The organism is Bacillus sp. R45, from assembly GCF_021729365.1.
Taxonomy (GTDB): Bacteria; Bacillota; Bacilli; order Bacillales; family Bacillaceae; genus Bacillus; species Bacillus velezensis.
In genome coordinates this window covers 1,005,613-1,030,411 of record NZ_CP091421.1, presented here as the reverse complement: position 1 = coordinate 1,030,411, position 24,799 = coordinate 1,005,613, and the positions used below count along the sequence as shown (strand labels likewise).

The following is a 24,799-nucleotide window of genomic DNA, read 5'->3' as shown; positions in this document are numbered from 1 at the left end:
GCTTCGGATCTTGTTACAGTGTAAGAACGTGGCCTCCATCGAAGAAATAGAGCGCACGCCCTTTCACTTTCGTTTTTGTAATTTGTTCAACCGCTTTTGTATACAATTCGATTTGTGTTTCATATCTTTTTTGCAGAATCGGGGCCGCGCCTTCAAATCCATTCCGGAATTTCCCCTCTATCCGATCTGTTTTATAGTCCAGCAAATAGAGACCGTCCGCAGTTTCGTAGAGGCAGTCAATAATCCCTTGTACGAGCAGCGGTTCACCGGCCGTTTCGGCATCCTTGTACACCTCGCCGGCCGGAAGCGCCATACTGAACGGCACTTCCCGGTCAATCCGCAGCGCCCCGAGAAGATCTTTACCGATTTCAGTTCCGAAAAACCGGACAATTTCTTCTATATCAATGGCTTCCTGCTGCTCTTCTGTCAGCAGCTCTTTTTCGTAAAGCATCCGGACCGTCCGCTCTGCTTCTTCGGCAGTCGGAATGTGCGTCAGCGGTATGTGCTGCATCACCGTATGCATCGCCGTCCCTTTTTCGGCGGCTGTCAGCCCTTTTTTCATCATAAAACCGGGACGCCTGTATAAAAGCGTGTCTCCTGACGGTTTGATGAGAGAGCGGCCGCTGTATTCATCCTCGTACTCTTGCTTTCTCTTCAGCTCAGAAACTGACTGCTTCGTTCTGATAGCCGTCAGCTCTCGGTACGGATATTCCCATTCAAGCAGACGGCGCGCCTGATCATCAAATGAAAACGAACCAGGAATCGGCTCGCCCTGCTGTATCGCCTTGAGACGTTTGCTCTTTTCTTCAGCACGTTCTTTTGGATTCTCTTCCAGCAATTCACTTTGCTGAAGCATCCGGATGTGAAAACGCGACGGGTCGCGCGCGATATCCTCAGTCGAAGAAAGTCCCGGCGTCCTGTGCGCCTCCATGTCACGGTGGCGGATGAGCGCCGGCCCGATAAAGTCCAAATAAGATGACGCCTGATAGCGGTCGAATTCAGAAAGAAGCCAATCGGCCCGGTCTGCTTGCGCCTGCCATTTGGCCAGCTGTTTTTCCCGGTTTTTGCAGGAACCGACGAGAAACAGCTTTTCCTTCGCTCTGGTCAGCGCCACATACAATACACGCAATTCTTCGGATAAGAGCTCTCTGCGCATCTTTTTCTTCATCGCCACAAGCGGAAGAGTCGGATAGCTGATTCTGAGTTCCGGATGAATATACTTCGTGCCGAAACCGAGCTCTTTATCAAGCAGGTATGATTTGTTGAGATCCATCATATTAAAACTTCTGCCGAGTCCGGCGGTGAAAACGACGGGAAATTCAAGTCCTTTGCTGCTGTGGATCGTCATCAGCCGAACGACATCCTCCTGCTCGCTGAGCGCACGGGCGGTCCCCAGATCATCGCCGCGCTCCTGCATCCGTTCAATAAACCGCAAAAAGCGGAATAACCCGCGGAACGCCGTCGCTTCGTACGAGCGCGCCCGGTCATACAAGACGCGCAGATTGGCCTGGCGCTGCTTTCCGCCGGGCATGCCGCCTGCATAGTCAAAATATCCGGTATCGCGGTATACTTCCCAAATCAGCTCAGACACCGAATGATTCGTCGAAAATGACCGCCACTTTTGCAGACTGTCATAAAAGGTTCTCAGTTTTTGATACAGTTCATCATGTCTGTCAGCGTTCGCTATATATGCTTTCAGCGCTTCATAAAACGGCGCTTTTTTCTTTTCAAGGCGTATCAGCGCAAGTTCATTTTCGTCACAGCCGACGATGGGCGAGCGCAGCACGGAAGCAAGCGGAATATCCTGATACGGATTATCAATCACCTTCAAGACTGAAAGCGCCGCAGCCACCTCCACGGCTTCAAAGTAACCCGACGTCAAATTGGCGTACACCGGAATGCCCTGGTTTTTCAGCTCTTCCATTAATTGCGGCGCCCACGGCATGGAGCGCAGCAAAATCACGATATCCCGGTACTGGATATTCCGGTGTGTTTTTGTTTTCCCGTCATAGACCTTAAACGGAGATGAGACAAGCTTTCGGATCTCCCCGGCTATCGCTTTCGCTTCCCAATGCACGGTTTCAAAGTCTTCGGCATCCTCGGAGCTGTCTGCGTCATCAGCGCTGTCAATCAGCAGCAGTTCCGTTTTTGCCGCGTCATTCGGCGGATACGATGCGCCGAGCTTCAATGCCGCCTGTTCATCGTAGTCCACTTCGCCGATTTTTCCGCCCATCAGCTGCTTAAACAAGAAATTCGTACTGTCCAAAATATCGGAACGGCTGCGGAAATTTTGGTTCAGGTCAATTTTCTGCCCCGCGCCTTCCCCGCTTTCTGTAAACCTTTTATATTTCCCGAGAAACAGCAGCGGCTCAGCAAGTCTGAAACGGTAGATCGATTGTTTAACGTCGCCTACCATAAACAGATTTCCCGCCTCTTCATCCCCGCTTTTCACAAGCTGCAGGATAGACTCCTGCACAAGATTGGTATCTTGATATTCATCAACCAGAACTTCATGAAACTGGTCTTGATAATAAACGGCCGCTTCGCTCGGCACCCGCCGGCCTTCTTCATCAACCGCAGTTAGAATCGCCAGGCAGTAATGTTCCAAATCTGAGAAATCAATAATTGATTTTTCTTGTTTCGCCGCTTCAAATCGTTTTCCGTACGATATCACGAGCTGAACGAGCGTTTCGATGACAGGCTTCATATCTGTTAAACTCTTCAAGTGATCTTGCGGACTTCTTGTAAAGTAATCGGTCTTTAACTTTTCGATCAGTTTCTTCGCGCCGTTTCGCAAATCGGTCGCTTCGTCCAAAAGCGCTTTGTCAAATTCATCACCCTTTACCGGCTTCGCCCGCTTAAATGAGACTGCGGGGACCCGTTCATACAGCGCATCGAAGTCATGCCGGCAGCTGATCAGCTCTTCTATCTGCTGAAGGTCATCCAGAAAATTACCAGCGCGCGGGGCCGGCCCGCCGGGCGCTTTTGTCAGTTCAAGCGCCTTCTCAAGCTTTTGTTTTGCCCCGAAGAGCGCCATTTCCGCATCTTCTCTCACATACTGGTAAAACGGAAGCTCTTCCATTTTGCTTTCTTCCGTCACGTCATACAAGCGGACAAAGCTCTGCAGCCACGCTTCCGGGTCAGGATGCGACCGGGAATACTCGTACACCCGTTTGACAAGGTCTTGAAGATCCAGATCATGCCTGTCTGTCGTATATCTGTCCGCAAGCTCAAAAAACGCCTGATTCCCTTTTGCGTATTCATCTTCAAACAGCTCATCAAGCACTTCGTCTCCGAGCAATTCGCCTTCCGTCTGGTCAGCCATCCGAAAACCGGGGTCAAGATCAATCATATAATAATATTTTTTAAGCACTTGCAGACAGAAAGAGTGAAGCGTCGAAATGCTCGCCCGATTTAATAGAGAGAGCTGCCGTCTGATATGCAGAGATCCCGGATTTTTGGCGAGCTCTTTTTCTAATGCTTCAGCGATCCGATGCTTCATCTCCGCTGCTGAGGCGTTTGTAAAGGTCACCACAAGGAGCCTGTCAACATCAACAGGATCTTCCTCCGCGGTTATCTTTCTGATCATCCGTTCCACGAGCACGGCCGTTTTACCTGATCCGGCTGCGGCAGCGACAAGAATATCGCGGCCGGAAGAAACGATGGCGCTCCATTGGTCATCCGTCCATATGCTGTCTTTCGGTTTAGGAATTTGCATCATCATCCGCCTCCTTTTTCAGCCAATCCAGTATGGTGCCGTCTTTTTCCGCTTTCAGGCTGCGGTATTCATTTTCCTTAAGCGACTCATCAAACTGGCACACCGATTTAAACGCACAGTACGTACAAGGCGTCTTATCTTTCAGCTTATACGGGGTAATGGACACAAGCCCGTCCGTTATCGCTTCGCCCGCCTGTTCAAATGTCCGCCGCACATGGTCTGTCAGCAGATGAAAGTCCTGTTCGCTGACCGCCGCTGAGTCGGATCTTAAAGACCCGTCCTTTTTCAAACCGGCATTGACGATATTTGAACGCCCTTCCTCCAAAGTCGTGTCCATCAGGCTGATCGCCTCCCGGTCACCGAGGAGAAGGCCTTTCATTTTAAATTTCTTGAAAATTTCCTGCTCGATTTCATCAAGCCCCATCGGCAGACTGGCCTGAATCATCGGATCATGGATATGGAAATACAAAACGCCTGCCGGGGTCGCTTTCATGCCGAGCCAATCCGCAGAATGTGTAATCGATAAGTCAAGATATGTGAGCATTTGCAGAGCGAGCCCGTAATACACCTCAGCCAGATCAAGCCCCCTGTCGCTTGATTTATAATCAACGATTCTCAGCAGCAGGCCTTTTGAACTTTCCGCTTTATCCACGCGGTCGATCCGTCCGACGAGTTCCATCGTACAGCCGTTTTTCAGCGTGAAAGTGAGCGGAGGCAGCGGTCCGCTTCCGCCGAAACCGAGTTCAAGACCGACCGGGACGAAACCGCTCGCCTTCGCATGCTCGCTTAATATGCCAGAAACACGCGTGACGATCTTCTGCAGTTTTTCCTTCACATAAAAGTGTCTGTTTGAGCTGAGCAGAATCTCTTTTTGCAGCTTTGGCGCAAGCCGTTCCACCGCTTCATAGGAGAAATTCCGGCACTGATCTTTCGTCAGATCGCGCCATTCCAACTTCTGCTCACGAAGCCGGTCTGAAATCAGCTTCAGACTGGAGTGAAACAGCTGGCCGATATCCGGCGCTTCCAGCTTGAAAAACTGCCGCTCTTTTAATTGCAGCCCGTGAGATGCAAAATGAGAAAACTGGCAGGCATTAAACGCCTCCATCCGGGAGACGCTTCCTTTAATATGCTCGCCGTAAAGCTGGCGCGAAACAGGCCGTTCAAGACGCTTCGCCTCATTGCGGAAAAACAGGCTTGAAAACAGCTTTTTCGCACGCTGGTGATCAGACTCTTTCATCAGCACATTGTATGCGCTCCACCATACGTCACTGATCTCGTACTCTCTTGTCCACAGCCTGAGCTGACTTGCCGTATACGTCTGAGCCACCTGTTTATTGACGAGATACTGAAGCTGCTCTTCTTCGCTTACCTGCTCGGGATCAGCCGCTGACAGCTTTTCCTGATGATCGGGAAACAGCTCGCCAAGCCTGTTTACAACGATTGACGGCAGGAGCGTTTTTCCTTCCGCATCGGCAATCGGGTATGACACATAAAGACGGTCAGACGGACTCGACAGCGCCATATAGATGAGAAAATGCTCATCAAGCAGCCGCTCACGCCCCGCGGAAGACAGCTCCACTCCGACCGCTTTCAGCCACTCCCGGTCATCATCAGACAGCACGCCGTTTTCATCCGGGCGCGCCGGAAGAACGCCGTCATTGGCCCCGATGACGAATGTGCAGGACGTGCCGTATATTCTTGAGAGATCCATATTCCCTACAAATACTTGGTCAAGCGCAGGAGGAATTAAAGAAAAATGAAGCGATTCCGTTCCCGTTTCAAGCATTTGCTGGAACAGCGCCAAAGATATTTCATCTTCACCCATCATGCCGGCAAACTCCTCGAGAAGCTGGATAACGGCATCCCACGCCTGGCCGTGCTGCTGCGCTTCGATCATGTTTCCGGCCTCTTCGGCACGCTGCCTTTTCCGGTCCAGCTTCAGGGGAACATCGGTATCTTCCAAAAAGAGATAAAGAGCCTCCGCCATGCTTTGAACCGTTTTCGCTTTTTTCATCCGGTTCTGCAGCCGGATAAGGGGTGCAGCTATCCACTCTCTCGTCTCATTCAGCATGTGTTCCATCTCGATTTCCTGATCCGTCTGCGCGAAATCCTCATCGAGCGATACGAAGCGCCTGTATACAAACCGCTCGCCGTTCGTCCAGCGCTCCCCTTTAATGCCGTAGGCGATACAGTAATTTTCAAGCTGATCTACCTGCTCTCTTATTTTCTGCTCCGGCTGATCAAGCGGGAATAACAGTTCGGTTTTCGCACAGCGGAACACCGCTTCATATCTCCAGTTCCCCTTCACGACATCCAGGCTTGAACGGATGAATTCAATAAGCGGGTGATGCTGCATAGAAGCTTTTCCGTCAATAAAATAAGGAAGCCCGTAATCGGCAAACACTTCCTTCAGCAAATCTTTATAATCTTCCGGCTGACGGATGAGAATCGCCATATCTTTGTACCGGTATCCTCCGTCCCGGACAAGCGATTGAATTTCCCGGGCAATACCTTCGAGCTCAGCTCTTCTGTTTTGCGCCTGCATGACGGTAAAAGCTTCCTGTCCGCCGGTATACGCGGCGGCGGGACGCACATCGTACTGCGACTCTATACAGGCAAGCTCCGGCACATGCCGATGCCGCTTCGTGCCATGCAGTTCCTTGCAGGAAATATCGGCATTCAATTCCTTTGCCGTCTGATAAAGCTTATAGTAAGTGCTTCCCGTCATTCTGAACAGATCGAGCTCATCCGGTGCCTGTTCCGCCGAAGGGCTGTCCGCCGTCAGCGAGAATGTGACATGTTCAGCATACATGATCAGCTGCTCCAGCACCCTTAATTCCTGCGGCGTAAATTGATAGAATCCGTCGACGTAAACACGGGCGCCTTTTACAACGTCCGCCAAAGGAATCTGCTGAGCGAGCAGCGTCAAATAATCCTCCGAATGCAAATAGTGTCCGGCGAGGCTTCTTTCCATCTGCTGATATAAAATGCCTAAGTCATGAAGTTTTTCAGACAGCACCCGCTCTCCGCGATACTCTGACGCCGTTCCGCTTTCCGCCATGCGGCGGACGTCTTCAGGCTCAATACAGTATCGCTTAAACTCTGTCAGCATCCGTTCCACCTGCTCAGTGAATCCGGCTTTGTCACTCGCTTTTTGATACACTTTAAAATCGTGCTTATGTTCTTCAATCAGTTTCCTTAAAAGCATCTGCACACCCGTCGTCGTCACAAACGGACGGTTCATGCCCCCGGTATGCTGAAGCACGCGCCACGCCAAACGCGAAAAACTGAACACTTGAGCGCGTATCATGCCGCCGATATCCGGCGTTTTAGCAAGCTCATATTCCATTAAAAACGTCATTTGATCCGGGACTAGAAAAATGATCGGTTTCCCGAACGGCTCCCGGCGCAGTTCATCTTGAATGCTGTCGATAATCAGCCTCGTTTTCCCACTCCCCGATCTGCCTACTAAAAACTCAACACCCAAATTAGAAGACCCCTCTCTTTTTATCTTTCTACATTTTATCGAAAGTTGACGAAAATGACCAATCTCATCTGCTGGTAAAAACGGGATGACTGTTTTAAAACATATCGTTTTTGACCAAATTAAAGAAAAAAAGGATTAAATATGATGTCAGAATATCCCGAAGTGATTGTGCGAACGATTCTGTCGTTCAGCATTCTGTTTATCGGCGCCCGTATACTCGGAAAACAAACCATTTCACAGATGACGCTTTTTGATTTCATTGCGGCCATCTCGCTCGGCGCCATCACAGCCAATCTGTCGTTTAATACAAAACTGCCGATTCATTTTACTGTCAGTGCTTACACGATTTTTGTGGTTATCATTTATCTTGTCGCATATCTTTCTATGAAAAACAGAACTGCCAGGGGTTTCTTTGCAGGCAAACCGACCATTATCATTCAAAACGGAAAAATACTTGAGCATAATATGAAAAAGATGCGCTATACCCTCGACTACTTGAACCAGCAGCTTCGTGAAAATGATGTATTTGACATTTCTCAGGTTCAGACTGCCATCATTGAAACAAACGGCAGCATGTCAGTGGAGGTCAAACCGGAATTTGCGCCCGTTACAAGACAGGATCTCGGCATCTTCGCCGGACATGAAAAGAACTTTGCCGTTGAGCTGATTATGGACGGCCGGCTGGTAATGAAAAATCTGGAAGAAAACCACGTATCGGAAAAATGGCTGAGAGAAGAATTGGATAAGAGAAACCTCAAACCGGAAGACGTCGTATACGCTGTGCGCGGAAGCAACGGCCGGCTTTTTGTCGACACATACGACGACCATATTACATCGCCGCTGGATCAAGAATAAAAATGACATCCGCACATGTCACGGGCTGCCGCCGTATAATACCCTATAAACATCCGGGGGTGAGTCCAATGCACGAGAATTTTTTTCATTATACAGCCATCTGCAGTGACGATTCTGTGCTTATAAAGGATCTGGTAAAATCCATAAACGGTGAATACAGCGCTGTGATTTGCTACTCAATATTAGCCGAAAAAGCGCCGACCGCAGAAATCAGAAGACGAATCGAACATATCAGAGAGGAAGAAGTGCGCCACATGCACGCTTTCTCTTCACTGTATACGTCAATTACCGGAAAACAGTTGACGCCGAAACAGACGGAGCATTGTCCGCACACATACAGAGAAGGACTGAGGGCGGCGTTTTATGATGAGCAGAAAACGAATGATTTTTATTTACAGGCATCCGATAGAGCCGTGCATCCGGAAGCGAAACGGTTATTTGCCCGCACGGCATTTGACGAGCAGCGTCATGCCGTCTGGTTTTTATACGATATGGCCCACTCTCCTTTCCACCATACAGGGGGAACGGTATCAAACTCGCCGAACACAAGCTACACCGAGGTAAATACCGGAAAATAACGATTCAGACGCTCCCCGCTGGGAGTCATAGACGGCAAACCCCGTTCTTTCAACAGGAGAGAATGGGGTTTATTTTTCGAGCCGTTTTTATACTTCCACTAAACAATGGATAACTTCTTCATTGTATAGTCAGCAAAAACCCTTTATAATAAAATAAACCAACTGGTCGGTTTTAAACGAACCGAGCCCCGCTTTGCCGGGACAACGATATGAATGAGGCGGAAAGGATCTGTGTGAAGTGACAAATACAAAAGGCGGTGCCGGAAAGAGCGAAAAGACGAAGAACAGGCTCGTATCCGCTTCGCGTGACTTATTTGCAAAAAAAGGATATTCAGAAACATCGATTCGGGATATTTTAGAGGCGGCCGAGATCAGTAAAGGCAATCTTTATCACCATTTTAAAGGAAAAGAGTTTCTGTTTCTTCATATCATGGAAGAGGATCACCGTGTGATGATCGAGACGTGGAGGGAAATGGAAGCTGATCTGAAAGATGCTGCCGAAAAGCTGACGGGCTTTGCGGAGCTGCTCAGCCGGATGAGCATCAATTACCCGCTTATGAGAGCAAGTGAAGAGTTTTATGCGAGTGCGTTTACGTCAGAGGAGGTCGTAAAGCGGCTCAACAAAATTGATATTGAATATGACGATGTGATGAGAGAGATCTTAGAAGAAGGAAATCAAGACGGAAGCTGGTCCATTCATCATGTCGAATCAAAAGTAAAAATCCTGCTATCCGTCTTCTACGGTTTAGATGTGTTATATAAAAACGATACCATTCAGCAAAGAATCGAATTGCAAAAAGAAGCCATCTCCGTGTTTATTCACGGGTCGATCAACGCTGATAAACTGAATGACAGCTGACAAAGGAGAAACAACATGCAAAAACCGATCAGAGAACAAAAGGCTGTACTCATCATCTTATTAAGCAACATATTTATTGCGTTTTTAGGCATCGGATTGATCATTCCCGTTATGCCGCTGTTTATGAATGTGATGCACTTGACGGGCAGCACAATGGGATACCTTGTCGCTGCCTTCGCCGTCGCGCAATTAATTGCATCTCCCATTGCGGGGAGATGGGTTGACCGTTTCGGCAGAAAAATCATGATTCTCGCCGGACTGTTTTTGTTCGCATTATCCGAGCTGACCTTCGGATTGGGCACACATGTCTCCATTTTATATTTCGCAAGGGTGCTGGGGGGCATCAGTGCCGCTTTTATCATGCCCGCCGTTACAGCGTATGTCGCAGATATTACGACGGTGCAGGAAAGATCGAAGGCGATGGGCTATGTATCTGCCGCCATCAGCACAGGGTTTATCATCGGGCCCGGCATAGGAGGATTTATTGCCGATCACGGCGTTCGTATGCCGTTTTTCTTTGCGGCGGGAATTGCATTTATCGCAGTGATTTCCTCTGTCTTTATGCTGAAAGAGCCGTTAACTAAAGAAGAACGCGCAAAGCAGATGGAAAGCGCCAAAGAATCAACCTTCTTAAAAGATTTGAAAAAGTCGATTCATCCAAGCTACTTGATCGCCTTTATCATCGTTTTTGTTTTGGCATTCGGGCTGTCGGCGTACGAAACGGTATTCAGCTTATTTACAAACCATAAATTCGGCTTCACGCCAAAGGATATCGCCATTATTATTACGTTCAGCTCCATTGTGGCAGTCCTCATTCAAGTGCTCGCGTTCGGCAGACTTGTCAACTTCCTCGGGGAGAAAAAAGTCATTCAGCTTTGTCTGATCATCGGCGCTGTGCTGGCTTTCGTTTCTACGGTGATGTCAGGGTTTTTGCCCGTGCTCGCTGTCACCTGCATCATTTTCCTTGCGTTTGATTTACTGCGCCCGGCACTGACTACTTATCTATCGAAGATCGCAGGAAATCAGCAGGGGTTTGTTGCCGGTATGAACTCAACATACACGAGTTTGGGCACCATTTTCGGCCCGGCTCTGGGCGGTATTTTATTTGATATGAATATTCACTTCCCGTTTCTGTTCGCAGGTGTGGTTTTATTTCTCGGTCTGGGATTGACGCTTGTGTGGAAAGGAAAAGCGGGCGAGGTTTCGGAGTAGGGTGCACTCACCCATCTCCGGAGCTTTTTTTGTGTTTTCGATAAGAAAAATGAATGGATTATGAGAAATAATTCATTATTTATTTATCTCAAAATCTATACTATAGTAATAGTAAGGTTAACGAGCTTAACAATTTAATATGAATGTTTCAGGAAGAAGGGTTTTCATTGAAGAAAGACAAACATCTCCTTACGGATATCTGGTTTATTCTCATCAGTGCGGCAGGGGGGTTTCTTCTTTCGCTTACAGGGATGTCGATCGCCTGGATGCTCGGAACGCTTGCCGCCGGCTGCATCCTCTCCATGACGAGGCCCCGCTGGCTGTTCATGGCGCCTGACAGAAGAGGGATTCACCGCAGATGGCTTGCGGCGGGACAAATGATCCTCGGCATCGAACTCGGCCAGAAATTGAACCTGTCCGTTCTGTCGGTTTTACGGGAGCATTGGCTTCCGGTAGGCTTCATGCTGATTTTCTCTATCGTGATGGCGCTTGTTTCCGGATATGTGCTCTTTCGGTTCAGCCGGACGGACATGATGACAAGCTTTGTAGGAACGGCGCCGGGCGGTTTATCCGCCATGCCGGGTATCGCCCAGGAAGTCGGCGCAAACACCGCGATTGTAAGCCTTATTCAGCTGACGCGCGTCCTTTTGGTCGTCATGACAATACCGTTTCTCGTCATTTTCTTATTTACCAAACAAAACGGTGCGGCTCAGACATCAGCCGGAGCCGTTTCAGCAGGAGCTTCACATCCGGGCCTTATTCCCGTCTTGTTAACGGCCGGATTTATTTTAGCTGCCTGGCTTGCAAGTAAAGGCGCAAAACGGCTGAAATTCCCCGCCCCTTGGCTGCTCGGCAGCATGATCGGCGTTGCTGCTGCGGAAATCGGCGTGTCCGCCTTGGCGGGCAAAGACATGCTGGCCTGGTGGCCGCCGGAAGCGAACCAGCTGTCACAAATTTTTCTCGGCGCCACAATCGGATCAAAAATGTACAAAAGCATGTTCACCGGTGTGACGAGAGTGCTGACCGTCGGGTTTATTTCTTCCGTCGGATTAATCGCCGCCATGATTCTGAGCGCGGTTGCGGTTTCTAAATTAACGGGCATCTCCATGATTACATCTGTTCTCGCCTTTTCTCCCGGCGGGATCGCCGAGATGGCGGCGACTTCGATCACCCTGCACGAAGACTCGACTTTCGTCGTCGCGGTTCAGGTCATCCGGATCGTTCTCGTCATCGCCATGCTTCCGCCCTTCTATCGGCTGCTGCACCACCTTTCTCAGCTGAAACGGGCACACGGCGAAAGAGGCCGGGCAGAAAGAGGAACATGATCCGAATAAAAAAACACGCATCCATATGCGTGTTTTTTATTTGAACAGCTCTCCGCCGCCATTTACAGACCGCCAGTTTGCTGAAAGATCACGGAACAGCCGTTCAGCAAATAACAGTTCTTCATCTGTATAGCGGTCTAAAAACGCCAAGAGCCGCTGTTTTATCAATTCATGATATTCATGATGAAGGGAATGCAGCTCTTTCCCGGCAGGAGTCAGCCGGAAATAGACTTCTTTTTTATTGTCACTCAGCCGGGTTCTGCGCAGAAAGCCGGCTTCCAAAAACTTCGCGCAGCTTCTCGACACGGTCGGCTTTGTCGTCTTCATTTTTTCCGCTATTGACGTGACATTGATCGGTTCATGATCTCCGATACACGACAAAATGTGAATTTCCGTCAAGGTCAATTGTAATTTTTTCCCGTTTCCTTCGCGGAGTTCATCCATCCGTCCGGCCAACGACGCCCTGATATCCTCCTGACACCTCTCCTGCTCGTGAAAAATATCGGTCAGCCCTTCAAGAATCATGTGTTTTGCATGGTCTGGCTGTCTTCTGTCCAACTGCTGAGTCACCCTTCCGTATTGATTGTTTCTTTTACTATAACGTTTTGTTACATAAGAAACAATCACACAGGCGCATAAAAAGGTTATCAGATGAATAATCCCCATCTCTCCAAACCGGCCAGAACGGCTTCTTCCGCTTCACGTCCCGAGCCGCCGGCTGCCCATGCCGCATGGCCGTCCGGCCGGATTAAAACGGTGTGGACGTCATTCCAATCGGCACGTGTTTCAGCAAGCTCCGCCCTGACTGCCGCCACGCTGTCCGTATCAATACCGGCGGGAATGCTCCCTCTTAATGACAGAAGCACAAAGCCGCCCTTGCGGAGAAAATCATACAGCCGGGCCGGCCGCCCGTCATGAAGGGTCAGTTCGATATCCGGCAGGCGTTTTCCGTTCAGGGTATGCGGCGGCAGCTCCGCATCCGGTTCATAATGCAGATCAAGCGCGGATACTTTTCCCGCCAATAAACGGTTGGACTCCTGAAAATCCAGCAAGGCGGTCATCGTTTCTCTTAATGCCATCCCCGACTCGGTAAAATCCATGAGCTTTATCTGCGTTTTGATATTGTGCAGCACTTCTTTTCCTGTGCTGTGCCTTTCCTGATGATAGCTGTCCAGAAGATGAGGCGCCGCTTTTCCCTTCATTTGCGCCGCCAGCTTCCAGCCGAGATTGACGGCATCCTGAAGCCCCGTATTCAGGCCTTGGCCGCCTGCGGGAAAATGAATGTGCGCCGCATCCCCGGCCACAAAAATCCGGCCGGAGCGGTACTGCTCAGCCTGACGCTCGGCATTGCCGAACCGCGACATCCATACCGGATCACTCAATCCGAAATCAGTGCCGCATATCCGCCGCAGGTCTTCTTTCAGCTCATCTTCGGTGACCCGCTCTTCCTTCCGCTTTTGCGGGACATGCGGAGAAACGATGAGGACACGGAAAAGTCCGTCCGTAAGAGGGATAATCACAACCGATCCCTCCAGCCGGCACGTTGAAAAAAAGGAAGATTCGGGCGGATGTTTCAAAGCGGCATCACAAAGGGTTCCTGTTAAGTCGGCATCAGTGCCCGAAAAAGCGATGCCCGCCTGTTTCCGGACAATGCTCCCCGCTCCGTCTGTACCCGCGGCATATAAGCTGTGAAGAGTGCGGATTCCGCTTTCGTCCCGGAACACCGTCTCCACTCCGTCATCCGTCTGGGTGACAGCCACCGCTTCCGCCCCGCGGATGATGTCTGCGCCGAGACTTGATGCATACTCCTCCAACATCCGCTCCGTTTCTGCCTGTGGCAGCATTAACGAATAATTCTGCTTCGTATCCAGCCGAGAAAAATCCAGCCGTGTATCCAGCATGGAAAAATGGCCGGAAGACACCTTCGTCCCTTTTTCCAAGAAGCGTTCCAATATGCCTCTCATGGCAAAAAGCTCAAGTGTGCGCGGATGCATGATAAGCGCTTTGGAATACGGCATCGTCTTCTTCAATCGTTCAATGACAGTCGTTTTCACTCCGGCCAGCGCCAGTTCTGATGCAAGCATAAGCCCGACCGGACCTCCCCCGATAATGGCAGCCTGTGTTTTCATTTCATCAGCCCTCTTTCATATTTTTGTTGCGCGCGTAACAAAAATATGAAAAATAAAACACCTCCTTTTTTGTTTCGCGCGTAACAATTTTCATTATAGTCTTTCCTCCGCTTTTTGACAATCATTTCCGAAAAAAAGACGCCGTTCACTTGGCGTCTGATTCACTGATGACTCCGACAATGTCTTTATCCTTAATCGGACCGAAATGACGGCTGTCGAGGCTGTATATGCGGTTGTCGCCAATAACAAAGTATTGTCCCTTCGGTATGCTTTTGCGCCCGGTCGTTTCCTTCAGCGTATAATCACCAGTCACATGGCTCCCGGCGGACAATGATGACTTTAACGGTTTTAAAAACGGTTCCGCCACCCGTTTTCCATTCACATACAGCTGATCCTCCCTGTATGCGATTGACTCGCCGGGGAGCCCGATGACACGTTTGATCAGCACTTTGCGGTGCGGGCCTTTAAACAGAACAATATCGAAACGGCGGATCGTTTTGTAACGATGGGAAAACTTGTTGACCATCAGCTCATTTCCTTGTTTAAAGGTCGGATTCATGCTGATTCCTTCGACTTTATAATCAATAAAAATGGCATTCTTTAATTGTATGGCCAAAACAACGATAAGCACGCCGGCTATAAACCAAAATCGTTTTTTCAAGATTCCTGTCTCCCTCCGTCTTTCTCATGCTGACTGATTCTCGTCTGTAAACGCCGTTCGATATGCTTTCCGGCATACCACAGCACCGCGATCACCATTATGGCGCCCGCCATCCTGAAAGGCTGTGTAATGAGTGCGTGAAGATCATACCCGATAAAACTGATCATAAAGATCATAACCATTTTCCCCATCGCGGCTGCTGATATAAACTGCAGCGCCCCCACCCGTGACAGACCGGCAACGATATGAACCGCAGCGGACGGCGTAAAGGGGAAGCAAAGTAAAATAAACAGCGGACCGAAACCGTGCCGCTCAACCCAGAGCATCATCCGCCTTATGGTCTGATGCCTGCGGATGAAACCGAAAGCTCTTTTCTGTCCGAAACGGCGGACGGCATAAAACATCAGCATCGATCCTGACGCAGACCCGAGCCATGACAGAAAAAAACCTTCCCACAAACCAAATGCATTCGTATTCGCCACCACAAATACAACGAGCGGCAAAAACGGAAGAAACGCTTCAATAAAAGGCAATACAGCCGCAGCCGCCGGGCCGAAAGCTCTATAGCTTTGGAACCATTCCGTCAGCTGTTCCTCAGTCAAATATGATAAAAAATGCTCCAACGTTTATACTCCTTAACGAGTTTGTCTATCCTTATTCTACACATTATCTCCAAAAAACGAAAATGTTTACGAGATTTTCCGTCTTGAAATATCGTGTAAGCGAGTATAAAATAAGAACAAACGTTCTCTTTTTTAAGAAAGAAGGAGTATTTATGCCTGACATTCGGAGCGGCACCCGCGATCTCATCGAAAAAGGGCTGTTTCTGCCCATGGCGGCCGCCATCCTGAACCGGGACCTCGAAGCGCTTGATTCGTGCCCGTTCAAATTAAAACAACCCTATAAACAGCTTATCAGCTGCTCTTTAAAATTAGCACAAAAGGATTTGAGTGATGTTCGAAAAGAGTTAAGAAAGCGTAAAATTAAAATATACGAAGCGGAAAGAGACGAAGCATTTACGCTTTATATATGCACCATTAACGGCTATGAAGAAAAACACCGTTATTTCAACCCGAGAATACGGGAACAGGTCACCGCCTTATTGGAATATTACCTGTCTCTTGCGACCATTTAAAAAGCAGCCGGGCCTGCTTTTCCTTTTCAAAAAATAAAATTCAGACTATTCACACTATACATTCGACATGATTTTCTTTATAATCGGGACACGCTGTTTTCAATGAAAAGGAGGAATGTTATGAAACTGATTCATGTTCTCGCCGCCCTGCCCTTTTTCGGAATTCTCGCCGGCATTCCATTTGCCAACCGGGTGACGCCTTATGTTTTCGGAATGCCTTTCATTCTCGCATATGTCGTCATCTGGGCGGTGCTGACTTCCGTTCTGATGGCCGCCGTTTACAAATTGGACAAAGAAAACAAGGCGGGTGAGACGGAATGAACGCAGCATTTCCCGTAATGGCCGCCGTGCTCCTGTTTTGTGTATATCTCGGAATCCGGGCCCGAAAAGGAAAACATATGGACCTTGAACAATGGACGGTGGGCGGACGCGGCTTCGGCACGATGTTTGTCTTTTTATTAATGGCGGGAGAAATATACACGACCTTTACATTCCTCGGCGGAAGCGGATGGGCTTACGGAAAAGGAGGCCCGGCCTTTTATATTATCGCGTACGGCTGTCTTGCCTACATTTTGTCATATTGGCTTCTGCCAGCCGTGTGGACTTACGCCAAACAACACAAACTGATGTCGCAATCAGATTTTTTTATTTCAAAATACAACAGCCCGCTCCTCGGCATTCTCGTATCGCTCGTCGGCATCGCATCCCTCATCCCCTATCTCGTCCTGCAGCTGAAAGGGCTCGGATTAATTGTTTCAGCAACGTCATACGGACAGATTCCGCCCTCCGCCGCTGTCTGGATCGGCGCTGTCTCCATCACGATTTATGTGATGATTTCAGGAATCCACGGTTCAGCGTGGATATCCGTCGTCAAAGATATCATGATTTTAGGCATCGTCCTGTATTTAGGTATTTATCTGCCCATTCATTATTACGGCGGGTTTACGGAGATGTTCAAACAAATTGACGCCGCAAAACCCGGTTTTCTCACGCTGCCGGAAACCGGACAGAGCGTTTCCTGGTTCAGCTCAACGGTTTTGCTGACCGCCCTCGGCTTTTATATGTGGCCTCATACCTTTGCCGCTTCCTATTCGGCGGAGCATCCGCGGGTGTTTCGGAAAAACGCGATCATCATGCCTCTTTATCAGCTCGTCCTGCTGTTTGTCATCTTTACCGGATTTGCGGCGATTCTGCAGGTGCCCGGTTTAAAAGGGGCGGACACGGATCTCGCCTTATTAAAGCTGTCTGTGAAAACCTTTGATCCCTGGTTTGTCGGGCTGATCGGATCGGCGGGCATCCTGACGGCGCTTGTACCCGGTTCAATGATATTAATGGCCTCAAGCACGCTGTTCGCCAAAAATGTGTACAAAGCCATTCTGCCCGGCACGACTGACGAAAAAGTCTCACGGCTCGCAAAATACGCCGTACCCGTTATCGCGCTGATTTCCGTATATTTTACGCTGAAAGGCGGAAATACCATCGTCACCTTGCTTTTAATGGGCTACAGCCTTGTCACCCAGCTTTTCCCCGCCCTCTTATTCAGCCTGCCGAAGCGGCGTTTCATCACAAGCCACGGCGCTTTTGCCGGCATAACGGCCGGGGTCGGAACAGTGGCCTTCATTACGCTGACCGAATCAACCGTCGGAACCCTCTTTCCGTTTCTTCCGCAGATCGTTAAGGATATGAATACAGGCATCATCGCGCTGGTTCTGAACATTGCCGTCATGTTTGCCGTCAGCGCCGCAGTCAGAAAAAAACAAATCAGCGCAGCCGAAAAGGCGGCTTAATGATAAAATAGCGGTAAGACACATGAAGGGGGAAAGCCGCATGATCATGACAACGACCGAAACCGTCGCCGGAAAACAGATTACGGAAGTAAAAGGCTTGGTGACAAGCAGTATCGTCCAGTCCCGTCACATCGGAAAAGATTTGCTTGCAGGCTTAAAATCTGTCGTCGGCGGCGAATTGAAAAGCTATACCGAAATGCTGGAAGACTCCAAAAAAGCGGTGAAAGAGCGGCTGATCAGAGAGGCGGAGCAGCTCGGAGCGAACGCCATCGTCGGCCTGCGGTTCGAACTGACCGCAGGACAGAACACATCCGAATTAATCGGATACGGAACCGCCGTCACCGCCGAATCCGTTTAAAAAAACAAGCCTCTTTAAAGAGGCTTGTTTTTTTATTTCTCACATGCGATATAGTCTTTATCCCGGTCAAGTCTTTTATTTGCATTATAAAGCGCTTTTGATACATACGGCTTGTACTTTGTTCTGCCGCCCTTGTTTTTCACTTTCGACGATTTGGCCACGCCGCCCTTATACACCTTATTCAGCGCCTTACAGTTTTGATACGTTTTTACCTTTGTTTTCGCTTCTGCCGTCTGCCCCGCTCCGTATGAACAACCGAACACCAGGCCGAAAGACAAAAGCACAGCTGCCGTCTTTTTCATTTCTATCCTATCCCCTTTCCTGAATCATGTTGTATGACTGAACATATCATAGTTCAAATAATCTCCATTTACAAGATAAATAGGAAAATAGTTTTAATTTACGTCCGCCCGTATATCTTTTATGGAATTTTTCCCAAAACCTTTTATAATATGAATTGATAGCGCTATCTGACTATGATGATAGGAGGAGAAATGATGATGAAAAAAGGGCTTGTTGCGGGTGTTCTCACTACAGCCGTTCTATTCGGCGCATGTACGGCGGATATTCCGGGGGTGATCAGTCCCAATACGGCGGAAGCGGCGTCCCAGCTCAGTAAAGGAATCGGCGGAAGGGCCTATCTGAACAGCACGGGCTCAGTTCTCGTCACGAAAATTCAGCTTCCAAGCTCGATTCAGGTGTCAAATGGGACAGCCTATATTTACTCAGGATTTACCGGAGGCACAGAGGCTGATATCGGGCTTCAGTACAGTGACACCTATCATGTATGGAAACCGATCATGAAAGTCGGTTCAAAGGGACAAGGCCAGGTCCGGTATCTGGAAGGAGAAAGCCAATTCACTTATACGAAAGGCTTCCGGCCCGGCAGCACCGTACAGCTGACCATTTACAAAAATCTGAACGGCAATACCCGCGCCACATATTGGGGCACGAATAATGACGGATACACCGGCCGCATCATCTCAGAACTCGCCCAAACCAATGTAGGCTCTGTCTCAAAATGGAAAGCGCTCGCCACCGTCGCGGTCACATCAGAGGATCAGCGCCCTTACATCAAATCAAACTTCTCGACAGCCTTTACGAACATCACGATCGACAATAAAGCAGTCACACCTGTGATTGATACACAGGATTTTGCCAAATTGACAGTGTCAGGCAGCAGCGTCAGCATGTCTGTCGTCAAATAAAGAATTTTGAACGCACGATTTCTGTCATCGTGCGTTTCGTAAGGGTCTGCCGGATACGCAAATCCCTTATTTTTCGGATTACGTTTAATAAAAAAACAGCCCTCCTCAGGGTTGTTTTTTTAACATTTCTTTCATTATTTCCGCCAAAACGCTGAGCAGTCCGCCTTATCCTTGATATTAAATTGAATCATGCGTTCAAGCAGCTCATAATACACCGGTTCAGTCCATTGAATTCTGAACAAACGGGAAGTAGCGCTGTAGCCGGCACGGGCAATGCCGTCGGCAAAATGCGCAATTCCAGCTTCTTCGGGAGAAACACTTACATGATGCTTTGCTGCCGCAAAGCCGATAATAAAGGTGCCGTGATCGGTAAACATCGGCGTGTTCCACTTGATCTGCGGTGTTAAACCCGGGAATTGCTCAGACGTCCACGACAGGATTTCCTCCATTCGCAGACGATGGTCAGGGCTGTCGATACTTGATAAATAGTCTTTGAAAACGTCCATGTCTTCCTCCTTCAACATCACGTCCGCTAACGCCAAAACCCCGGATTTTCAGCTTTTTCTTTGATGTTAAATTCGATGATCTTCTTAAGCAGATCATAGTGCACCGGATCAGTCCACCGAATTCTGAACAGGCGTGAAGAAGCGCTGTACCCGGCTTGGGCGATGTCATCGGCAAAATGCTCCATCGTCTCTTTTTCAGGCAAAATGCTCAAATGATTTTTTGCCGCGGCAAACATAATGATATAGGTGCCGTGATCGGTAAATGTCGGTTTGTTCCACTTGATCTGCGCTTCTAAGTTCGGAAATTGGTCAGCCGTCCACGACAAAATTTCCTCTGCTTTGAGACGGTGATCCGGGTTATCGATTTCTGATACATATTTTGCAAACACATCCATGCCCATCTCTCCTAAAATGAAATATCATTACTCTTTACATCATCATAGCCAACAGACGGACACGATACAACTCTATCCGGGCATGTAAATCGAAAAAAGCCCTTCCCAAAAGGAAAGGGCCCGTCCCTTCACATCACAGCTTTCTCTAATATCTCTCCCCCAGCTCCCGCAAAATAAAGTCGTAGATCATTCTTGTCCGCTCTTCTTTCGGATACAGCATGAATTCCTGCCGCTTCGGGATATGACTGCCCATCCTGTCCTGAAAAGTGGTTCTGAGATAGGCGGTTCTGTAAACCTGATTTTCAAAAGAATGATAGGATACTTCCAGTTCCATCGTTTTGCCGTTTGAGAACGTGACCGCTGTGTCATCAAATGCCGTCGGTTGAAAATCTTTAACGTGCACATGAGATATCCAGCCGCATTGAGGCCTTGCAGAAGAAAGTGTAGGGAATAAAAAGATGTGATTTGAAGGGTCCACCATAATCGGCGGCTTGTGAGAAATTTTAATCGCTTCATATGTTCCCGCTTTTCTCCCGGCATAGCTGGAGCCAAAGTAGCGGCAGCTTCTGTCGATGATGTGAATCGGCTTCATGCTGACATACAGAATGCAGTCTTTTTCAATGACCTTCGACCCCATTTTACCGTCTATTTCCTCAGGCAAAACAGCGATGGTTGAACGATTTACTTCATAGCTTTCTAAGGGTGCGTGTGTTTTCTGGCACATGATGTGCAGCCTCCAATCCTTTTCTTGAAAATTTATACTAATAATCTATCATCTGTCATTGGAAAACGACAGGTTTTTTTTGAATATAGCTAAAAATCACCTTTTAAAGCTGTAATTTAGTCTTAAATTACTATTTAAATATTATTTTTCTTTTTCATTTCACCTCATTTATACAATGATCATTTTCGTTTTTTCGTCAATTTGCAGGATATGTCGATATATTTCCAAGTATTAGTTGTCTAAAGATTATAAAAATTAATTGATTTTTCCGGCCGTTATCCATATACTATAAAAAAGGCATTGGGGGGATTCTTTATGAAAGAGAAAAAGTCGTACACTGAGCTCATGAAGTCCCGCAACACGGAAAAAGCAAACGAATTCGATGTGACAATGGCCGATATTTACATTCAAATGGTGCTTGATGAATCCTTGTATAAACGCCGGATCGCCATGCTGACAATGCAGATTAATAAGGCGCTTGATGATAAAAATAAAGAAGCGTTCCTCACGCTTTCAAAAGAATATGCCGCTCTCAAACAGAGTGAATAAGCCAATCCATATGGATTGGCTTTTTTTACATTATCCGTTTACGATGGTGCCGCCGTTCACATGAATCGTCTGTCCCGTGACATAGGAAGAATCATCGCTTGCTAAGTACAAATAGCTCGGCGCCACTTCAACAGGCTCTCCCGGGCGCTGCATCGGCACGTCTGAGCCGAAGACTTCCACTTCCTTCGCCGAGAAGCTCGCCGGGATCAGCGGCGTCCAGATCGGCCCCGGCGCCACTGCGTTTACCCTGATGCCCTGAGTGACAAGAGATTGGGAAAGAGATCTTGTAAACGTGACGATCGCCCCTTTTGTCGCTGAATAGTCAATCAATGTTTTGTGGCCTTTATAGGCGGTAATGGAGGCCGTATTAATGATTGAACTTCCTCTTTTCAGGTGAGGGAGCGCGGCTTTCGTCAAGTAAAACATTGAAAAAATATTCGTCTGAAACGTTCTGATGAGCTGGTGGCTCGTGATTTTCTCAATCCCCGGCTGCACGTGCTGCTCACCCGCGTTATTGACCAGGATGTCAATGGAAGGAAAGGCTTGGCCCGCCTGGCGGATGACATCGTTGCAAAAGGCTTCGTCGCCGACATCCCCTGCGATCAGCAGACACTTCGCCCCTTCTTTTTCTACATATTGCTTCGTCTCTTCGGCATCCTGATGCTCATCAAAGTAAACGATGACCACATTAGCGCCTTCCTTTGCGAATAAAACGGATACGGCGCGGCCGATCCCGCTGTCTCCGCCCGTGATGATCGCCGTTTTCCCTTCAAGTTTTTTCGCCGCTTTCGGTTTGTCAAAAACGGGGCGCGGGTCCATTACATATTCAAAGCCCGGCTGCCGGTTTTGATGCTGCGGCGGCAAGGTTTTCTTCTTCTGATTCGCCATTTTGATCACTCCTTTACATTAATTACTATATTATGAGTAATTTGAGCATCTTATACGAATTTCATGTATGAACAGAGTCTTATTGGAAAAATTAAGAATATACAACAGAGGAGGTAAATCTGAATTGACTACTTTTTCAAACGAGGAACCGGCTTCCTATTGGAAAGCAACAGCTGACATTCCTTCCTTTCCCGCCCTCACTGAAGATACGGAATGTGACGTTGCGGTGATCGGCGGAGGAATTACGGGCCTGACAACGGCATACGAACTGACGAAAAGAGGTTTCCGTGTCGCTGTCATTGAAGCAGACCGGATTTTAAACGGGACGACCGCGGGCACGACCGCAAAAATCACCGCCCAGCATGATTTCATCTATGCCGATCTTATTCAGCAGATCGGCCTGACCAGCGCAAGGCTGTATTTCGAAGCCCATCTCCGCGCCATGGAAGACATGAAGCAGATCATCAAGGACCTTTCGATTGACTGCAGACTGATTGAACAAGACGCATATCTTTACACCAATACAGAATCAGGCGTCAAAAAAATGCGCAGTGAGCAGGAAGCTTATACCAAGCTCGGTATTGAACACGAGCTTGTGAAAGAACTTCCCGTCCCCGTTGATTGCAGGCTCGGCCTCGCCATGAAGAATCAGGCGCAATTCCATCCGCTTTTATATGGTGCGGCGCTCGTCAAAGAGATCGTTAAAAACGGGGCGCGGATTTTTGAACAGACGGCTGCGATCGACATAAAAAAAGAACCGCAGCCGGAAGTGGTCACGAAAAACAGACACGGCATCAAGTGCAGCTACATTGTCTGCGCTTCCCACTTTCCTTTTTATGACGGAGGCGGGCTTTATGCCGCCAGAATGTATGCCAGCAGATCCTACGTACTCGCGGTAAAACCGAAACAAGCGTATCCGGACGGGATGTATCTCAGCATAGACAAGCCGTCCAGATCACTGCGATACACCGATTTGAACGGTGAAAAACTGGTGCTTGTCGGCGGTGAAAGCCACAAAACAGGCCAAGGAAAAGAAATGTCCGGGCATTACGAAGCGCTGAAACAATTTGCGGAAGACACAATCGGAGTTGAAAGCATCCCATATCATTGGTCTGCACAAGACCTTGTCACCATTGACAAAATTCCGTTCATCGGTCCGATCTCAGGCGATGAAGAACATATTTTGGCGGCGACCGGTTTTAAAAAATGGGGCATGACAAGCTCAGCGCTCGCCGCGAAGCTTTTGGCTGATCATATTCAAAACAAAAAGAACCCGTTTTCCGGCCTGTTTATTCCGTCACGCTTCCACGCAGATCCCGGACTGAAAAAACTGATTTCCTATAATGCCGACGTGGCCAAACACCTTATCTCGGGCAAACTTGAGAGGCCGGACGCTGCGCCTGAGAGTCTTGGGCCCGGGGAGGGAAAAATCGTAACGGTAAACGGCAAACGGGCCGGCGCCTATAAAGATGAAAAAGGCTGTCTGCATCTTGTCGATACGACATGCACCCATTTAGGCTGTGAGGTTGAATGGAATGACGGCGAACGGACGTGGGACTGTCCATGTCACGGGTCCCGGTTCACACCCGACGGCGGGGTTGCCGAAGGTCCCGCCATCAAGCCGCTGAAACGTCTCACCCAAGATTGACTAAACCATTCTGTACGAATGGTTTTATTTTTTTCCGCATTAAAATATTTTTATCAGATTCCTTCATTCAAGTTCCTTCCAAACCGATAAAAAGAAAAAGAGAATATCTGGGGGAACTAATATTGTTATTTAAAAAAGACCGCAAAAAAGAAACAGCATATTTTTCAGAAGCCGATGGAAAAAAACGCATCGCGCTTTCAAATCAATATGCAGATGTCCAAAAACAGCTGAAAATGGTCAGGCTCGGAAACGAAGAACTTCATGTGCTTGAAGAGCTGCAGCCGTTAATTAAAGAACATATCTCAACAATCGTCGATTCCTTTTACCGAAACCTGGATCACGAAAAATCATTAATGACGATCATTAACGACCACAGCACGGTCGAGCGCCTGAAAAAAACATTACGGCGTCATATCCATGAGATGTTCGCCGGCACGATTGATGATGAATTCATTGAAAAAAGACAGCGCATCGCTTCCATCCACTTGCGGATCGGCCTTGAACCGAAATGGTATATGGGAGCGTTTCAGGATCTGCTTCTGTCGATGATGAACATATATGAAGCAACCATTCCGGATTTGCATGAGCTTTTAAAAGCGATCAAAGCGACGACGAAAATATTGAATCTTGAACAGCAGCTCGTCCTTGAAGCATTCCAGACTGAATATAACTGCCAGCGTGACGAACAAGAGGAAAAGAAAGCCCGCCTTCATCAGAAAATCCAGGAAACTTCCGGATCACTCGCTGATTTGTTTTCAGAAACGAGCAGAGCCGTGC

The 24,799-nt window shown here is 48.4% G+C and carries 23 protein-coding genes and 1 pseudogene; 13 read left to right on the top strand and 11 right to left on the bottom strand.

The features are described from left to right. Positions 1-13 precede the first annotated feature (13 nt). Positions 14-3,718, bottom strand: a complete 3,705-nt coding sequence (gene addA / locus L3V45_RS05300; RefSeq protein WP_032857796.1) for a helicase-exonuclease AddAB subunit AddA — start codon at positions 3,716-3,718, stop codon at positions 14-16. Then, positions 3,705-7,205, bottom strand: a complete 3,501-nt coding sequence (gene addB, locus L3V45_RS05295; protein WP_088037062.1) for a helicase-exonuclease AddAB subunit AddB — start codon at positions 7,203-7,205, stop codon at positions 3,705-3,707. Before addB ends, addA begins: the two co-directional genes overlap by 14 nt. Before the next feature lie 141 nt (positions 7,206-7,346). Here addB and L3V45_RS05290 point away from each other — a divergent pair, with 141 nt between their 5' ends. From L3V45_RS05290 to L3V45_RS05270, 5 genes are all read left to right on the top strand, one after another. Continuing rightward, a complete protein-coding gene (locus tag L3V45_RS05290; protein WP_021734194.1) occupies positions 7,347-8,060 on the top strand; it encodes a DUF421 domain-containing protein in 714 nt (237 codons plus the stop codon). 68 nt (positions 8,061-8,128) lie between these two features. Beyond that, positions 8,129-8,638, top strand: coding sequence for a ferritin-like domain-containing protein (locus tag L3V45_RS05285; RefSeq protein ID WP_003155151.1), 510 nt, complete (start codon positions 8,129-8,131; stop codon positions 8,636-8,638). A gap of 238 nt (positions 8,639-8,876) precedes the next feature. Further along, complete coding sequence (locus L3V45_RS05280; protein ID WP_014304751.1) at positions 8,877-9,497, top strand: TetR/AcrR family transcriptional regulator; 621 nt, start codon at positions 8,877-8,879, stop codon at positions 9,495-9,497. A 15-nt stretch (positions 9,498-9,512) separates the two neighbouring features. Next, positions 9,513-10,709: an MFS transporter gene (locus L3V45_RS05275; RefSeq protein WP_003155154.1), complete on the top strand. Its 1,197-nt coding sequence runs from the start codon at positions 9,513-9,515 to the stop codon at positions 10,707-10,709. Between the two features lie 167 nt (positions 10,710-10,876). Beyond that, positions 10,877-12,034 (top strand): AbrB family transcriptional regulator, encoded by a 1,158-nt coding sequence (locus L3V45_RS05270; protein WP_014304750.1) that lies wholly within the window; start codon positions 10,877-10,879, stop codon positions 12,032-12,034. Between the two features lie 36 nt (positions 12,035-12,070). On the opposite strand, the gene L3V45_RS05265 is transcribed toward L3V45_RS05270, so the two are convergent. The 4 genes from L3V45_RS05265 to L3V45_RS05250 all read right to left on the bottom strand — a co-directional run bounded on the left by L3V45_RS05265 (position 12,071) and on the right by L3V45_RS05250 (position 15,447). Beyond that, entirely contained in the window at positions 12,071-12,592 is a 522-nt protein-coding gene (locus L3V45_RS05265) for a MarR family transcriptional regulator (protein ID WP_003155156.1), read from the bottom strand. An 89-nt stretch (positions 12,593-12,681) separates the two neighbouring features. Further along, on the bottom strand, positions 12,682-14,163 hold the full coding sequence (locus L3V45_RS05260) for a monooxygenase (protein WP_072588239.1): 1,482 nt from the start codon (positions 14,161-14,163) through the stop codon (positions 12,682-12,684). Between the two features lie 145 nt (positions 14,164-14,308). Beyond that, positions 14,309-14,824, bottom strand: coding sequence for a signal peptidase I (lepB, locus tag L3V45_RS05255; RefSeq protein ID WP_003155158.1), 516 nt, complete (start codon positions 14,822-14,824; stop codon positions 14,309-14,311). Then, a complete protein-coding gene (locus L3V45_RS05250; RefSeq protein ID WP_024085095.1) occupies positions 14,821-15,447 on the bottom strand; it encodes a TVP38/TMEM64 family protein in 627 nt (208 codons plus the stop codon). The genes lepB and L3V45_RS05250 overlap by 4 nt, the downstream gene beginning before the upstream one ends. A 152-nt stretch (positions 15,448-15,599) precedes the next feature. Between L3V45_RS05250 and L3V45_RS05245 the strand changes: the two genes are divergently transcribed. The 4 genes from L3V45_RS05245 to L3V45_RS05230 all read left to right on the top strand — a co-directional run bounded on the left by L3V45_RS05245 (position 15,600) and on the right by L3V45_RS05230 (position 18,104). Next, on the top strand, positions 15,600-15,959 hold the full coding sequence (locus tag L3V45_RS05245; protein WP_012117241.1) for a YhjD family protein: 360 nt from the start codon (positions 15,600-15,602) through the stop codon (positions 15,957-15,959). Positions 15,960-16,079: 120 nt separating this feature from the next. After that, positions 16,080-16,280 carry a DUF3311 domain-containing protein gene (locus L3V45_RS05240; RefSeq protein ID WP_003155162.1) on the top strand — a complete coding sequence of 67 codons (201 nt, stop codon included), beginning with the start codon at positions 16,080-16,082 and terminating at the stop codon, positions 16,278-16,280. Beyond that, positions 16,277-17,746, top strand: coding sequence for a sodium:solute symporter family protein (locus L3V45_RS05235; RefSeq protein WP_015388467.1), 1,470 nt, complete (start codon positions 16,277-16,279; stop codon positions 17,744-17,746). The genes L3V45_RS05240 and L3V45_RS05235 overlap by 4 nt, the downstream gene beginning before the upstream one ends. Before the next feature lie 40 nt (positions 17,747-17,786). After that, on the top strand, positions 17,787-18,104 hold the full coding sequence (locus tag L3V45_RS05230; RefSeq protein WP_058906686.1) for a YbjQ family protein: 318 nt from the start codon (positions 17,787-17,789) through the stop codon (positions 18,102-18,104). A 32-nt stretch (positions 18,105-18,136) separates the two neighbouring features. On the opposite strand, the gene L3V45_RS05225 is transcribed toward L3V45_RS05230, so the two are convergent. Next, positions 18,137-18,406, bottom strand: a complete 270-nt coding sequence (locus L3V45_RS05225; RefSeq protein WP_003155168.1) for an excalibur calcium-binding domain-containing protein — start codon at positions 18,404-18,406, stop codon at positions 18,137-18,139. 195 nt (positions 18,407-18,601) lie between these two features. On the opposite strand from L3V45_RS05225, the gene L3V45_RS05220 reads away from it, so the two are divergent. Beyond that, positions 18,602-19,312, top strand: coding sequence for a YrpD family protein (locus tag L3V45_RS05220; protein WP_003155170.1), 711 nt, complete (start codon positions 18,602-18,604; stop codon positions 19,310-19,312). A gap of 134 nt (positions 19,313-19,446) precedes the next feature. Here the strand turns inward: L3V45_RS05220 and L3V45_RS05215 are convergent, their stop codons facing one another. The 3 genes from L3V45_RS05215 to L3V45_RS05205 form a co-directional block, all read right to left on the bottom strand. Next, positions 19,447-19,818, bottom strand: a complete 372-nt coding sequence (locus tag L3V45_RS05215) for an iron chaperone (RefSeq protein WP_015388468.1) — start codon at positions 19,816-19,818, stop codon at positions 19,447-19,449. Between the two features lie 26 nt (positions 19,819-19,844). Next, a complete protein-coding gene (locus L3V45_RS05210) occupies positions 19,845-20,213 on the bottom strand; it encodes an iron chaperone (RefSeq protein ID WP_003155175.1) in 369 nt (122 codons plus the stop codon). Positions 20,214-20,358: 145 nt separating this feature from the next. After that, on the bottom strand, positions 20,359-20,937 hold the full coding sequence (locus L3V45_RS05205) for a competence protein ComK (RefSeq protein ID WP_003155179.1): 579 nt from the start codon (positions 20,935-20,937) through the stop codon (positions 20,359-20,361). Between the two features lie 315 nt (positions 20,938-21,252). On the opposite strand from L3V45_RS05205, the gene L3V45_RS05200 reads away from it, so the two are divergent. Then, entirely contained in the window at positions 21,253-21,486 is a 234-nt protein-coding gene (locus L3V45_RS05200; protein WP_003155181.1) for an IDEAL domain-containing protein, read from the top strand. A gap of 30 nt (positions 21,487-21,516) precedes the next feature. Here the strand turns inward: L3V45_RS05200 and L3V45_RS05195 are convergent, their stop codons facing one another. Then, on the bottom strand, positions 21,517-22,374 hold the full coding sequence (locus L3V45_RS05195; RefSeq protein ID WP_003155182.1) for an SDR family oxidoreductase: 858 nt from the start codon (positions 22,372-22,374) through the stop codon (positions 21,517-21,519). Between the two features lie 124 nt (positions 22,375-22,498). Between L3V45_RS05195 and L3V45_RS05190 the strand changes: the two genes are divergently transcribed. Together L3V45_RS05190 and L3V45_RS19630 are read left to right on the top strand one after the other, a co-directional pair. After that, positions 22,499-24,022 (top strand): FAD-dependent oxidoreductase, encoded by a 1,524-nt coding sequence (locus L3V45_RS05190; RefSeq protein ID WP_043866970.1) that lies wholly within the window; start codon positions 22,499-22,501, stop codon positions 24,020-24,022. Further along, positions 23,938-24,678: pseudogene (locus L3V45_RS19630) on the top strand (protoglobin domain-containing protein); the annotation flags it as partial. The gene L3V45_RS05190 and the pseudogene L3V45_RS19630, both read left to right, overlap by 85 nt. Positions 24,679-24,799 lie beyond the last annotated feature (121 nt).